Source organism: Ensifer sp. M14 (genome assembly GCF_003355565.1).
Taxonomy (GTDB): Bacteria; Pseudomonadota; Alphaproteobacteria; order Rhizobiales; family Rhizobiaceae; genus Ensifer.
In genome coordinates this window covers 337,360-352,314 of the sequence record NZ_QJNR01000007.1, presented here as the reverse complement: position 1 = coordinate 352,314, position 14,955 = coordinate 337,360, and the positions used below count along the sequence as shown (strand labels likewise).

The 14,955-nt window shown below is 62.7% G+C and carries 7 protein-coding genes; all 7 read left to right on the top strand.

Going from position 1 to position 14,955, the window contains the following annotated elements; translation table 11 throughout:
* The first annotated feature begins 40 nt into the window (after positions 1–40).
* On the top strand, positions 41–2,293 hold the full coding sequence (locus BLJAPNOD_RS23335; RefSeq protein WP_115421629.1) for a Mu transposase C-terminal domain-containing protein: 2,253 nt from the start codon (positions 41–43) through the stop codon (positions 2,291–2,293).
* Positions 2,294–2,298: 5 nt separating this feature from the next.
* On the top strand, positions 2,299–3,810 hold the full coding sequence (locus BLJAPNOD_RS23330; protein WP_115421628.1) for an ATP-binding protein: 1,512 nt from the start codon (positions 2,299–2,301) through the stop codon (positions 3,808–3,810).
* Positions 3,807–5,318 carry a TniQ family protein gene (locus tag BLJAPNOD_RS23325; RefSeq protein WP_115421627.1) on the top strand — a complete coding sequence of 504 codons (1,512 nt, stop codon included), beginning with the start codon at positions 3,807–3,809 and terminating at the stop codon, positions 5,316–5,318. The genes BLJAPNOD_RS23330 and BLJAPNOD_RS23325 overlap by 4 nt, the downstream gene beginning before the upstream one ends.
* A 283-nt stretch (positions 5,319–5,601) precedes the next feature.
* Entirely contained in the window at positions 5,602–6,267 is a 666-nt protein-coding gene (locus BLJAPNOD_RS23320; RefSeq protein ID WP_077501876.1) for a GntR family transcriptional regulator, read from the top strand.
* Between the two features lie 157 nt (positions 6,268–6,424).
* On the top strand, positions 6,425–11,875 hold the full coding sequence (locus tag BLJAPNOD_RS23315) for an alpha-2-macroglobulin family protein (RefSeq protein WP_115421880.1): 5,451 nt from the start codon (positions 6,425–6,427) through the stop codon (positions 11,873–11,875).
* Positions 11,876–11,883: 8 nt separating this feature from the next.
* Positions 11,884–13,965, top strand: a complete 2,082-nt coding sequence (gene pbpC / locus BLJAPNOD_RS23310) for a penicillin-binding protein 1C (protein WP_115421626.1) — start codon at positions 11,884–11,886, stop codon at positions 13,963–13,965.
* Positions 13,966–14,257: 292 nt separating this feature from the next.
* Positions 14,258–14,917 (top strand): response regulator transcription factor, encoded by a 660-nt coding sequence (locus tag BLJAPNOD_RS23305; RefSeq protein WP_077501879.1) that lies wholly within the window; start codon positions 14,258–14,260, stop codon positions 14,915–14,917.
* Positions 14,918–14,955 lie beyond the last annotated feature (38 nt).

Below are 14,955 nucleotides of genomic sequence, written 5' to 3'. Positions count from 1 at the left end.
TCCCACAGACCAAAACCGAACACATCGAAGGAGACGTAACATGACGATCGCAATCAAGCAGAACACCGCCCCCGTAGTTCCGACCTACGACTTCCGCGAGGGCGACGGTTTCGAGTATCGCAGCACCGATTACTGCTGGGAGGCCGAGTTCATCGGCGGCCAAACCCTGAAGCGCGTAAACGACCAGTTGCCCGTGTCGTTCACCCACGAGCAGATCCACGAGATGCTCAACGCGCCGCTCGCGCCGATGGTCTACTACAAGGGCCGTTATTCCGCGAAAGGTGCAGAGCACGCTGCTCGCCCGCGTGCTCACGTCGGTGATCTCCCCCACGAGGAGCAGGAGAAGCTCCTTTTCCGCATCGACTACTGCGAACGCTTTCTGCGTAAGGAAAGCACAGACAAGCGTGTCACCCGCTCTGACCGGAGCATGCTTGTCGCGTTGCGGGACATCGCCAACGAGCGGTCTTCGGAGGCGACGAAGGGCGGGGGCAGGCAGACCTATGTCACGCAAAAGCGCGAGCCCAGCCCGCGATCCGTCCGTCGCTGGCTGACAATCTACGAAAACGACAACCATCCGCTGGCCCTGTGCCGCTCCTATGGCGCGCCTCGCCAGAACACGCACTTCGATGCCGACGAGACCGAGATCCTCGAACGCTACGCGCTGAAGTACGCCTCCGACAACAAGCCGAAGATGGTCGATCTTCACGGGGACATGAGCGACGAGATCGACGATCTCAATGAGGAGCGCGCTGCCGCTGGCAATCCCCGCAAGTTGCGCACGCCCTCGTTGCGGACGTTCCAGAACCGCGTGAATAGCCTGTCGCCGGCTTACCGCGACTACGGCCGTCTGGGCAAAGAGGCTGCCTCCAAGAAATGGAATGCGATCAGTAAGGGCCTGGAAATCCTGCGCCCCATGGAGCGCATCGAGATGGACGAGTGGCGGCTCGACCTTCACGTTCTCCTGGCGACCCTCGGCATCTGGCAGAAGATGAGCAAGAAGGAGCAGAATAAGGTACCGCGTATCCGTCTCTGGGTCACCGCGGCCATCGATGTCGCGTCAAAGTGTCTCGTTGCATTGCGTGTCCACCGCCAGGCCCCTTCGGCGATGACCGCGATCGCGACTCTTGAAATGACCACGATCGACAAGACCCAGATCGCTCGGCAGTTCGGCTGCCAGGATGCTTGGGACTTCTTCGGGTCCGCCGAGATGGTCGCCGTCGACTCTGCCAAGTGGTTCACCAACCAACCATTCCGGGTGACCGTCAATGACCTTGGGGCAACATTGTTCTTGCCCCCGGCTGGAAAGGCCTCGTGCCGCGGAACGATCGAAAGCTTCTTCCGCACGTCGAGCAGCCAGGCACTGGACTTCTTTTCCGGACGCACCTGGGGCTCGGTCGAGGAGAAAGGCGATCGCGATTCGGAAGCTGAGGCCAGCGTCATGTTCGACGCAATCGCCGGCGCCCTGACTCGCTTCTACGTTGACGTCTACCACAACACGCCTCACTCGGGCTTGCACGGTGAGACGCCCCGCGACGCGTGGAAACGGCTTCTTCGTCAGCACAAGGTCATCCCGGCCCCCACCGGCAGCCTCCGCCGTCACATCTTCGGCATCAACATGCACCGCGTCATCGATCAAAACGGCGTGCGGTTCATGGGAATCCACTACCAGTCGGTTGCCCTCCAGGCGCTTCGTCGAAACCGCACGAGCCAAGTGCTCATTCGTGTCGACCACTACGATCTCGGCGAGATCTCGGTCTGGGCTGGCGACGGATGGCTCAGCGTAAAGGCGTTCGACGAGGAGTTTCAGGGCATGAGCATCTGGGTCTGGACCGCGCTCTGCGACGCGCTCCGCCGGCGCCACCTCGAAAAGGCGAAGCTCGCGCGAGCGACCATCCGGAAGGCGAAAGAAACTCTGCGGACAGACGGCAAGATCGCGCGCCTCGAAGCAGGCATCGACAACCCGGTCGCGTCCGAGTCCCAGTACGAATACTGGGAATCCAAGATGAACATGAACATCGAAGTCACCGAAAAGACGAGTTCCGTTCCGGAGGACTTCGCCAACGGTGCGTCGTTGCCGGAGGACTTCTGGGTGGCGATGGGCATCGAAATCTCCGATGAAGCTCTGCCGGACCCCAACATCGGTTGGAGCGACCCCATGGCTACGCAGCCCGACGGCGACGGCCTCGTGGAGACCGATGCGCAAGTCGCAACCAACGTGGTCGTCGCCGGTGACGCGCCGCCCCGTCGCAGCAAGAAATCGAGCGTAGCTCAAGACTTCGACAGCAAGGCGTGAGTTGGATGACCTCGACGAACAAGAAAACTGACGCCATCTCGGGCTTGCGCGAGATGGCCCCGCATAGAACTGACCGTGCAGCGAAACTGCGTGTGCACCACGTCAGCCTCGCTCGTGACGTGCGCCTGGATGCGGCCCTCCAGCGTAGTTTCGCCGAACTTCGACCGGCCGAGGCCAGCCAGAGCTTCTTCTGGAACGACCGTAGGGAAACGAAGCCGTTGTCGAGCTTCGAGGCTCCCCAGCCCTGCACAACAAGCCGACTCGCGCTCGATGGCCTGAAGGCCCTCGGTATGACGCTTTGCAGCCTTGAAGCAAGTCTCACAGCAGGCGGGGAACGGAAGGTCGATGGAAAGTGCAAAACCGTGACCGCCGACGAGCGGCGGCATCCCCAAAAAACGAGTGTAGCTCGAGACCTCAACAGTAAGGAGCAAGGTCAAATGAACTGGACGAACAAGGAAAACGACGCCATCTCGCGATTCCGCGAAATGATGAGCCCCGAAGAGCTTCAGCTCGCCGATCGGGTTGAGAAGCTGCATGGGCAGTACTTCGGCCTCGATCGCGACGTAAAGCTGAATGCGGCCCTGAAAGCCCTCCAGCGTAGCGTTGCTGCACATCGGCCAGAGGAGGCCACCAGGCCTGACAAGCGGCGCATTGTCGTCATCTGCGGGGAATCCGGCGCAGGTAAGTCCCGGGCGATTACGCAACACATCCGTAACTTCCCGGCACTGCAGCCCTACGTCGATAAGGACGGCGTGCAAGCAAGACCGCTTCTGTGCTTCGAAGCTCCCTCGCCTTGCTCGCCAAAACGGCTTGCCTTGGAGGGGCTCAAGGCGCTCGGGTTGCCCATTCGGAACACCGTCAAGGAGCACGAGGCCTGGGACGCCTTCAGGACCGCGCTCCGCACTCATCGCGTCAACATCGTCATGATCGATGAAGCTCAACAGGCTTTCGAGACCTCCAACGAGGTCCAGCGCCAGCTCATCCGGAACACGCTGAAGCATCTGGTTCAGATGCCCGACTGGCCTGTCCGCCTCGTTCTCGCGGGCGTCTCTCCGCTGTTCGAGTTCCTTAGCTGCGACAGACAGCTGCTCAACCGGATGACTCCTGTGCGCTTCGAGAAGCATCGGGGAAAAGCGGCGCGGAAAAAAACTGCCGACTACCTCACGAGGATCATCGTCGAACATGCAGCCATGCAAATGGCTGACGATCTGAACGCAGACTTGGTGCACCGCCTGCATCACGCGTCCGACGACGAGTTCGGCACGATCCTGCAAACCGTGCGTGGTGCGGTGGAAGTGGCCATGGGCGATGATCGTGACGTCGTCCGCGCGTCCGATTTCGCCGAAACGTACGAGAACATCTCCGGGTGCCTTCCGGACGAGAATGTCTTCGAATGCGTCACCTGGCAGGCCGTCGTTCCCGGGCAGGCGTTGCTCCGCCCCGACGATCGCGAAATGCCTGGCACAAAGAAGCCGCGCCGTAAATCCAAGCCCTTCAAGTTCGGAGATCGCCCATGAACGCGATGTCGCTCGTGCCGTGCCTTCATGCCGACGAAACCATCGCCAGTTTCGCCTCTCGCACCGCCGCCCTTCACGAGTTTCCCGACGCGCGGACCTTCGCGTCGCTGCTGGGGTTTGACTTCGTCGGCCTGTGTCGCGGCCAGACTGACGATGTCAAGAAGTTCGCCAAGATCATCGGACGGGAAACCGCGGAGCTGCAGGCGTCGCTGACGGTGTTTGACTTTCGATGGTCAATCACCGTCCGCGGTCACGCACTCTCAAAAGAGTTCGTGGCGTGGAACCAGAACCGCGTCTGCCCAGGCTGCATCAACGACGACGAGGAAACCCTTCCGGGTCGTGCTGGAACCAGAGCGTATTCGAGGCTTGTCTGGCTTCCCCGCTTCGTGCGCGCCTGCCCGGTTCACGGACGCAAGCTCGTCGAAACGGGCGTCTGGAATTGGCAGATGGGCGCGGACTTTTCCGCGCGCCTGCGAACTGGTCGTCGCAGCTTCGACGAACTCCAGCGCGCCAGCCACGAGCTCGCGGCTACCGACCACGAACGATATCTGGTCGACCGCTTCCAAGGCGGCCGTCCCTCCGGGCATTGGCTCGACCGCTTCCCGCTTCAGCTGGCGGCTCACCTGCCAAGGCTCGTCGGCTTCGCCCAAAACCCGCGGTCGTTCCTCTCCGCGGATCCCTCGGCTCCCGAGCGCGCGAAAGTCGCGTCGGAAGGCTTCGCGATCTTGGCCGGCGGCGAGGACGCCTTTCGCGACGTCGTGTTGTCTCTGATCAAGGCGAACTATCGTCCGAGGGAAGAGTTCTGCGCCAAGACGATCCTTGGCAACCTGTCGACCGAGCTGCTCGATCTTCAGGACCATCCCGGATACGCGGATGCTCTGTCGCTTATTCGGGAAACCGCCGCCGACGTCGTGCCGGTAGGCCCATCGGATGACTTCCTCGGCACTTCTTTACCGCGTCGCATGCATTCACTGCATACGGCCGCTCGCGAATTCGGGCTGCCGTACACCCCCCTGCGAAAGGCCGTCGAAGAGTCCGGGCTAGCTGCCACCGGCGATTTCTGTGGGGTAGTTTTCCCGGCTGCTTCCTTGGCAGAAATCGCCGAAAACCTTCCGGGAAAGACCCCGAGGTTGGAAAGCGAGATCGCCGCGCATCGCCAATTTCTCGCGGAAGCCGAGTCTGGTTGGGAGACTTCGACGTACCAGCCCAAAGACTTCATCACCCTCGAACGAGCCTACATCAGGTTGAAGGTTACGCCGTCGGTCGTCGAAGCCCTGATTGACGACGGCTACCTCTACCAAGCCCGCGTCCCCACCAAGCACCGATCCTTTCGTATCCGGGCTCGTGATGTCGCTGAGTTTCAAAAAATCTACATCTCGGAAAGCGAGCTTCGGCATTCAAAGAAATTCAGAAACGATTTCGAGGCGAAAATCAAAGAACTAGGCCTGAAGCCCGCAATCCCGAGTGACAGCGTCGGCACGAATTTCTTCCGGATCGACCAAATCTAGGCTGTTCAGATAAGCGCAAAAATGACCTGGCATTTGCCGGGTCTTTTTTTGTGTGCGTAAAATGGGCCACTAGAAGGTTCATTTTGGGCATTCGGCGTTGCCGATTTTGAATTGAGTGCCTATTTTCCTAATGAAATCAATGGCAGAAAAACGCTGTGAGGCAGAGTTAGTTGCTTTCAGCACGGCCTCTGTTGCCCGGCCGCGGGAATGGACCTATGACCGGGAAGACGGGAGGTGCCGCACCGCCTGAGCCAGAGACACAAACCACCGGGAACTGGACGCGATGAAACTCGATGCCGTTGATGTCAGGCAAGCTGCTTCCGCCGCCGATATCGTCTACGAGGCATTGCGCAAGGCGATCATCGAGGGCGCGCTCGCCGAAGGGGAAAATCTGCGGCAGGACCAGATCGCCCAGATGTTCAACACCAGCCGTATCCCGGTGCGCGAAGCGCTGTCGCGCCTTGAGCAGCACGGGCTGATCACCACGCAGCGCTACAAGGGCGCCGTCGTCGCCGGTCTTTCCATCGAGGAGATCGAGGAGATCTTCGAATTCCGCGCCCTTCTCGAAGCCGAGGTCATCCGGCTCGCCGTTCCCAATCTGGATCGAAAGACACTCGACCTTGCCCGCAGGCACTGTGACGAATTCGGCAAGGAGTCCGATTCTGCCAAGTGGGGCGAAACCAACCGCAACTTCCACTACAGCCTCTATGAGGCCGCACGTCGGCCATACTATCTGCAGATCGTGCGCGCTTCGCTCGACCGCATCGATCGCTACCTGCGCGCCCAGTTGACGCTGACGGACGGCATGAAACGCGCAGCGCGCGAGCATGAGGCGATCTTCGAGGCCTGCACCAAGGGGGATGCCGATCTTGCCTCCGCACTGACCCGCGATCATATCCTCGACGCCGGACGTTCGCTCGTTGTTTTCCTGAGGGAACAGAGGGGTTAAGCGCCTCTACGAAGGGTCGCAGCCATCCGGAGACGGGTTGTTTGTTCCTGCACAAATCGTCTTTCAACTCTTGGACTTCCAAGGTTGACAAGGCGTCCCGAACCTTGAAAAAGTGAAGCCCTATCGAGACCGGTTGGGTTGGGAGGACTTGATGTCTGTGCGCGCGTTTTTCGGCCTTTCCACACTTCTTGTTTCAGTTTTGGCCGCCGGGTACCCGGTGTTTTCGGCTGAGACCGGCCGCCAGGTCGAGATCACCCAGGACGCCGACTATTTCGGCTTCGATCTGCGAACCGAGCAGAATGTCTCGCTCGATCAGTGCGAGACGGCCTGCATCGCGGATCAATCTTGCCGTGCGTTCACCTACAATCCCAAGGTGAAATGGTGCTTCCTGAAGTCCGACTTCAACCAGTTGAACGCTTTCCCCGGCGCCATCGCCGGCAAGATCGTCCAGGCACAGGCGGTTCAGGCCGATTTGGGTGCCCCACCCCGCCTTTCCTTCCTCTCCGACCAGATCCTGCAGGACGCGCGCGACGCCAAGGCAAACCTTGCGCTTGCCGACGACCAGCAGGGCTTCGGCGTCAACAGCCTGATCGAAACGGCCCGCGCCCAGGCGGCGTCGGGTGTCATCGACGCTGCCTTGAAAGCATTCCAGGGCGCGCTTGCGATCACCCCTGAGGACAGCGAACTGTGGCTCGAGACGGCGCGCACGGCAAACCGGGTGACCGGCAATACCGAAGTCGCCACACAAGCCGCTCTTGCCGCGATCAACGGGTACCAGCTGACCCGCACCGCGGAAAGCCGCGCCCATGCGTTGGCCGTTCTCGCCAAGGCGCTGGAAAATGCCGAGAATTTCCGCGGCTCGCTGAACGCCTACAAGGCCAGCCTCGAGCTCGTGCAATCGAAGACGGTCGAAACTGCCTATCTCGACCTCAAGGAGCGCAAGCGCTTCCGCGTCATCGAAAACACGGTCGACGCCGACAGCGCCTCGCCGCGCGCCTGCGTGCAATTCTCCGAGCAACTGCTGAAAAGCGGCGCCGACTATGCCTCCTTCGTTACGGTCGATGGGGCAGCGCCCAAGGCCGTGGACGCCAAGGGCGACCAGATCTGCGTCGAGGGGCTGTCTCATGGCCAGCGCTACAAGCTGACGCTGCGCACCGGTCTTCCCTCGTCGGTCGACGAAGTGCTGGAAGCGCCGGTCACGCTTGAGGTCTACGTCAAGGATCGCGGCCAGGTGGTGCGCTTCACCGGCGACAGCTTCGTGCTGCCGTCGACGGCGCGCCGCGGCATTCCGATCGTTTCCGTCAACACGGATAGCGCCAAGCTCAAGCTCTATCGCATCGGTGACCGAAGCCTGGCGCAGGTGTTACAGAACTCGCAGTTCCTGACGCAGATCGACGGCTACAGCGCCCAGCGCATTCAGGACGAAAGCGGCGAACTGGTCTGGGAAGGATCGATCGCCATTGACAGCGTCCTCAACAAGGAAGTGGTCACCAGCTTCCCCGTCGATGAAGCCTTGCCTAAGCGCAAGGCCGGCGTCTACGTGTTGACGGCTGCGTCCGAAACCAGCCTTAGCCAGGACTGGGACGCCCGCGCCACCCAATGGTTCGTGGTCTCCGATATCGGCGTGTCGACCTATGCAGGCACCGACGGCCTGAACGTCTTTGCCCGGTCGCTCGCAACCGCCAAGCCGATCGAAGGCGTCGAGTTACAGCTGGTCGCCAAGAACAACGAGATCCTCGGGACGGCAACGACCGACGGCGACGGCCGCGCCACCTTCACAGCCGGCCTCATCCGCGGCACGGCGGCGCTGACCCCGGCCGTGATCACCGCCAAGAGCGGCGAAGACGATTTCGTCTTCCTCGACATGACCCGGGCCGGCTTCGACCTTTCGGATCGCGGCGTCACCGGCCGTGCAGCCCCAGGCGCGATCGACATTCTCGCCTGGACGGAGCGCGGCATCTACCGGGTCGGCGAAACGGTGCATGCGGCAGCGCTTGCCCGCGATGTCAACGGCGAAGCGATCGAGAACCTACCGCTCACCTTCGTATTCCTGCGCCCTGATGGCGTCGAATACCGGCGGATGATCAGCGACGGCGGCAAGCTCGGCGGTCATACGCTCGACCTCGATGTCCAGGCAAACGCCATGCGCGGCACCTGGACGATGCAGATCTTCACCGACCCCAAGGCCTCACCGATCGGCGAGAAGCAGTTCCTGGTGGACGATTTCGTGCCGGATCGCACGGAGTTCGACCTGACGAGCGAAGCCAAGGAAATCGCCATCGGCGAACCGGTGCAGGTCGCAGTCGATGGACGCTATCTCTATGGCGCCCCGGCTGCGGGCCTTGAGCTCGAAGGCGAAGTCATCCTGAAGCCGACGCGCGAAAGTGCTGCCTTCAAGGGATACTTCTTCGGCCTTGCCGACGAAGAGGCCAGCGAGGATACGCGCCTGCCGCTGGAAGAACTCGCGCCGCTCGATGACGAAGGCAAGTCGACTTTCGACGTTGCCCTCGCTGAAGTGCCTTCGACGACACAACTCATCAACGCCAATGTCACGGTGCGCATGCGCGAGGCCGGAGGCCGTGCCGTCGAGCGCTCCCTGACGCTGCCGGTGAAGCCGGAAGGTCCTGTAATCGGCATCAAGCCGGAGTTCTCGGGCGACCTGCAGGAAAACTCGGTCGGCAAGTTCCGCGTGATCGCCATCGATGCGAATGGGGGCAAGGCCGCCATGCCGGGCGCTCTCTGGAAGCTCATCAAGGTCGAGCGCAACTATCAATGGTACCGTGACGGAACCGCCTGGAAATACGAACCCGTCGTCACCACACAGCAGGTGGCGAACGGCACGCTCGACGTAACCGCCGATGGCGCCGAGATCGCCGTTCCGGTCGGCTGGGGTCGCTATCGTCTCGAAGTCGAGACGGCTGCCCTCGACGGACCGACGTCGAGCGTCGAGTTCGATGCCGGCTGGTATGTCGCATCGACATCGACCGAAACACCCGATGGTCTCGAGATCGCTCTGGACAAGGAAAACTACGCCGTCGGCGAAACCGCCAAGCTCAAGGTCTCGCCGCGTTTTGCCGGCGAACTGCTGGTAACCGTCGGAACGGAAGACCTGGTGACGACCAAGAGCGCGACGATTGCCGCAGAAGGCGGCGAGGTTGATCTGCCCGTCACAGCCGAGTGGGGAGCTGGCGCCTATGTGACGGCCACCCTCTACCGCCCCGGCGACGCGCAGGAAAGCCGTATGCCGATGCGCGCGATCGGCATCAAATGGCTCACCGTCGATCCCGCCGAGCGCAAGCTTGCCGTCACCCTCCAAGCGCCCGAAAAGACCGAGCCGCGCAAGCCGCTCGATATCAGCCTGCAGGTGGCAGGCGCCGGCGCCAACGAGGAAGCCTATGTCACGATTGCCGCCGTCGACGTCGGCATCCTGAACCTGACCCGTTATGAAGCGCCCGATCCGGCAGCCTGGTATTTCGGCCAGCGCCAGCTTGGCCTCGAAATGCGCGATCTCTACGGCCGTCTCATCGACGGCTCGCTGGGCGCGACCGGCAAGTTGCGCACCGGCGGCGACGGCGGCCAGGTCGCGCTGCAGGGAAGCCCGCCCACCGAAAAGCTGGTTGCCTTCTTTGAAGGTCCGGTGAAGCTCGACGCCGACGGCAAGGCAACCGTCAGTTTCGATATTCCGCAATTCAACGGCACGGCGCGCATCATGAGCGTCGCCTGGACGAAGTCCGGTGTCGGCAACGCGGTGCGCGACGTCGTCATCCGCGACCCGATCGTCGTGACCGCGAGCCTGCCCCGGTTCCTTGCTCCGGGAGATCGTGCCGAACTGCGGCTCGATATCGCCAACACCGATGCGCCTGCCGGCGACTATCAGGTCCAGCTGACCACCAACGGACCGGTGACGGTGGAACAGGCAGGCCCGAGCGAAACCCTGCGTCTCGATGAGGGCGGAAAGTCGGTCCTGACGCTGCCGCTCGTCGGCCAGTACCCGGGTGACGGGCTTGTCACCGTCCAGCTCACCGGCGCTTCCGGGCTTTCACTTGAACAGGCGCTCAACATCCCCGTGCGGCCGGCGACCTTGCCGGTCACGCAGCGGCAGGTGGTCAACCTCGCGGCAGGAAGCAGCCTGACCATCGACGGCCAGTTGCTGGTCGATAGCGTTCTTCAAGGCGCCTCAGTGTCGCTGAGCGTCACCCGGTCCGCCGCCTTCGACATTCCAGCCATCCTGATGTCGCTCGACCGCTACCCCTATGGCTGCGCCGAGCAGACGACGAGCCGGGCGTTGCCGCTGCTCTACATGAGCGAGCTTGCAAAACAGTCGGGCCTTCCCGATGACGACGAAGTGACGAAGCGCGTGCAGGAGGCGATCTACCGCGTGCTCTCCTACCAGTCGTCATCAGGCAGCTTTGGCCTGTGGGGGCCGGGTTACGGCGACCTCTGGCTCGACGCCTATGTCACCGACTTCCTGACTCGCGCACGCGAACAGAAGTATGACGTTCCCGAGGCAGCGATGGTCCAGGCTCTTGAAAACCTGCAGAACGGCCTCGGCTACGACACCAACGTCAAGGATCGCGGCAACGAGATCGCCTATTCGCTCTATGTGCTGGCGCGCAACCGCAAGGCCGCAGTCAACGACATCCGCTACTACGCCAACACGCTGATCAACGACTTCCCGACGCCGCTCGCCAAGGCCCACGTCGCAGCGGCGCTTGCGCTCTACGGCGATGCGCAGCGGTCGCAGGAGATCTTTGCGTCGTCCGCCAACATGTCGACCGGCCTCGTCAATGTCAGCCTGTCGCGGTCCGACTACGGTTCTTCGTTGCGCGATGATGCCGCCGTCCTGGCGCTGGCTGCGGAAAGCCGTCCGGTCCCGCCGATCATTCCGGAACTGTCGAAGATCGTGGCACGGCAATGGGAGCAGAAGAAATACACCAGCACGCAGGAGCAGGCCTGGATGCTGCTTGCCGCGCGCGCGGTTCAGGGGGGCGACGAGGACATGCTGCTTGACGTCAACGGCGCCTCGAAAACCGGCGCTTACGCCGCGCGGATGCCCGGCGACGCACTGCTGTCGCACCCGGTCGTGATCAAGAACGAAGGGGCGGATGCCGTCTCTGCGGTTGTGACCACGGTGGCGGCCCCGGCCCAACCACTGTCGGCCGGCGGCGATGGCTTTGCCATCGAGCGTACGTATTACACGCTCGATGGTGCCGAAGCCAATGTCAGCCAGGCGAGGCAGAACGAACGTTACGTCGTGGTGCTGAAAGTGACGGAAACCAACGGCTGGCCTTCACGGGTGCTCGTGTCGGATCTGCTGCCGGCAGGCTTCCAGATCGACAATCCAAGCCTGGTCGACAGCGCCCAGTTGACGAATTTCGAGTGGCTCGGCGAGATCAGCGCGACGCACACGGAGTTCCGCAACGACCGCTTCGTCGCAGCCTTCGACCGGGCGACGGGCGATAGCCGCGAACTGACGCTCGCCTATGTCGTGCGCGCCGTGAACCCCGGCGTCTACGATCATCCCGCCGCAAGCGTCGAGGATATGTACCGGCCGCAGTTTTCGGCCCGCACCGCGACCGGGCGCATGGAGGTGCTTGCAGCACAATAGGCCTTGTGATGTCGATAAGGGACAAATTGCTGATCGCGATCCCCGTCGGCCTGTGGCTGACGGGTCTGTCCGCCTTTGCGCTCGAAAAGGCCGATCAGGCCTTTCCGCCGCCGATTGAGGCGGCCGGTATCGTATCGCGCGAGGTACTCGACGCCGATGGTCAATTGCTCAGGGCCTTTGCCACACCTGACGGTCTGTGGCGGCTGAAGACGACGGTCGATGACGTCGACCCGCAGTTTCTCCGTATGCTGGTCGCGTACGAGGATCAGCGCTTTCGCGAACATGCCGGTACCGACGTCCTCGCGCTCGCGCGCGCAACGCTGCAGTTCGTCACCAACGGCCGCATCGTCTCCGGTGCTTCCACGCTTTCGATGCAGGTCGCGCGGCTGATCGAGCCACGCGAGCAGCGAAGCATCGCCGCCAAACTGCTCCAGATCGCCCGCGCGATCCAGATCGAGCGTCGACTTTCGAAGGATCAGATCCTAAACCTCTATCTCAGCCATGCGCCCTATGGCGGCAATCTTGAAGGCGTCCGCGCTGCCAGCCTCGCCTGGTTCGGCAAGGAGCCGAAGCGCCTTTCGGTCGGTGAAGCCGCCCTGCTCGTGGCGCTGCCGCAACTGCCGGAAAAGCGCAGGCCGGACAGAAATCACGCCGCCGCCGAAGCGGCACGCCAACGCGTCCTGACCCGGATGGCCGTCGCCGAGGTGATTGGCGAAGGCGAAGCCGAGCGTGCGGCAATGACGGCCGTTCCGAACCGTCGCCTGCAACTGCCGGCCTATGCCGCGCATCTGGCCGAGATTGCATTGCGCAAGCAGCCGGCGGCCGTGAAGCATCAAACGACGCTGCGCCGCAATGTCCAGCGCGGTCTCGAAACGGTTGCCCGCGATGGCGCCACCAAGCTGGGGCCGCGGGTGTCCGTCGCCATGATCATGGCCGATGCGCGCACCGGAGAGATCATCGGCGAAGTCGGCTCGGCCGACTATTTCGACGCGGGCCGCTCGGGCTGGATCGACATGACGCGGATCAACCGCTCCCCCGGCTCGACGCTCAAACCCTTCATCTACGGTCTCGCCTTCGAGGAAGGTCTCGTCAGCCAGGAAACCATCATCGAGGATCGACCGGCCGACTTCTTCGGCTATCGCCCGCGCAATTTCGACATGAGCTACCAGGGCGATGTCAGCGTGCGCCAGGCGCTGCAGCTGTCTCTCAACGTACCAGCCATCCGACTGCTCGATGTCGTCGGCCCTGCCCGGCTGATGGTCCGCTTCCGCCGCGCCGAGGTGAAGCCGGTGCTGCCGGCTGGCGAAGCTCCCGGGCTGGCGATCGGCCTTGGCGGCGTCGGCCTGACGCTACGCGATCTCGTGCAGCTCTATGCCGGTCTCGCCAATCGCGGTTTCCCCGTACGGCTCGGCGATGGCATCACCGGCACAGCCGGCCTGATCGACGGCGAACCGCTGCTTTCTCCAGTTTCCGCTTGGCATGTCTCGGATGTGCTTTCCGCGGTTCTGCCGCCGGCGGGAAGCCGCCAGCGCGGTATCGCCTACAAGACCGGCACCAGCTACGGTTACCGCGACGCCTGGTCGGTCGGTTACGACGGCCGATATGTGCTCGGCGTCTGGGTCGGCCGGCCGGACAACGGCGCCGTTCCCGGCCTGACCGGCTATGGCGCCGCCGCGCCCATTCTGTTTGAGGGCTTTGCCAAATCCGGCCTGCCGATCACGCCGCTACCGGATGCACCGTCCGGTGCTGTGCGCATCTCCCAGACGGAATTGCCGATCAGCCAGCGCCGTTTCTCGATGACTGCAAGCGGTCTCGTCAACGCCTCCGCGCGCGAGCCGGCGCCGCAGATCGTCTTTCCACCCGAGGGTGCCCGCGTTGAACTTGGCGTCGGCCATGAGACCTTGTCACCGTTGACGTTGAAGCTGCAGGGGGGGCGCGCTCCCTTCCGATGGTTGGCAAATGGCAAGCCGTTGCCAGATCCCACTCGCCGGCGAACCACACAGTGGCAGCCTGATGGCGCCGGCTATTCCACCTTGACGGTCATCGACGCCGTCGGTCGGGCTGCCAGCGTGCGCGTCTTCATCGAATAGACCATCACCTCATTCGTCTGAAACTTTTGCCTAAGAATCCCGACATGGCTGGGACACCGAAAGTGTGCGAGGCGCCCCGCTGCCCGTTGCGCCGGGCGTGCGATACTTTCCGCACCAGAACGACGGCAACCGGCGGTAGAATTCTCAAATATGCGACCAGCACCGCGCAAGATTGACGAAATAGTAGCTCTATCAGGAGAGGTTGCAATCGCTCACGCCGTTTGTGTCGCCTCCACGCGCCAACCTGTCTATGGTTGCGGGCAAGTGCTGATGCCAATGAAGGATCGCTGAAATGTCGAAGGCCATGACCGTCATCGTTGCCGACGACCACGCCATCGTGCGCGAAGGCTTGAAGATGCTGCTTTCGACGATGGCGGGCATATCGGTGGTTGCCGAGGCCGCAGATGGCGAAGCCGTGCTGACGCTTGCTCGTAGCGAGCCGGCAGACCTACTGATCCTCGATCTCGGCATGCCTGGTGTTGCGGGCATCCAGTTCATTGCCGACATCAGGGAACTTGCGCCTCGAATGAAGATCCTGGTGCTGACCGCCAACATCGAACCGCGGACAGTCCGTGCCGCCATCGATGCCGGCGCCAACGGTTATCTCACGAAGAATGGCGACCCCGCCGAACTTGCCGACGCCGTCGATGCGCTTCGCGCCAACGACATCTATCTCGCACAGGCGATCCGCTTTGCCGTCAGCGATCCCGGGCGACAGACGCTGCCTTCGGCGACTGACGAAGCCCTTTCGCCCATTCCGCTCACCCGACGGGAGATGCAGATCCTTTCGCTCGCAGCCCAGGGTCTGACCGCCCGGGAGATCGCCGAACGTCTGGGCATCAGCCCGCTCACCGCCCGCAAGCACCGCGAAAACCTGATGCGCAAGCTCAGCCTGCACAGTGCCGCCGAAATCGCCGCCTACGCGGTTCGCATCGGCCTGCCCATCGGCTGAAACCCGCATGCGGCGGCGCCTCCACCTCGGTCACATTC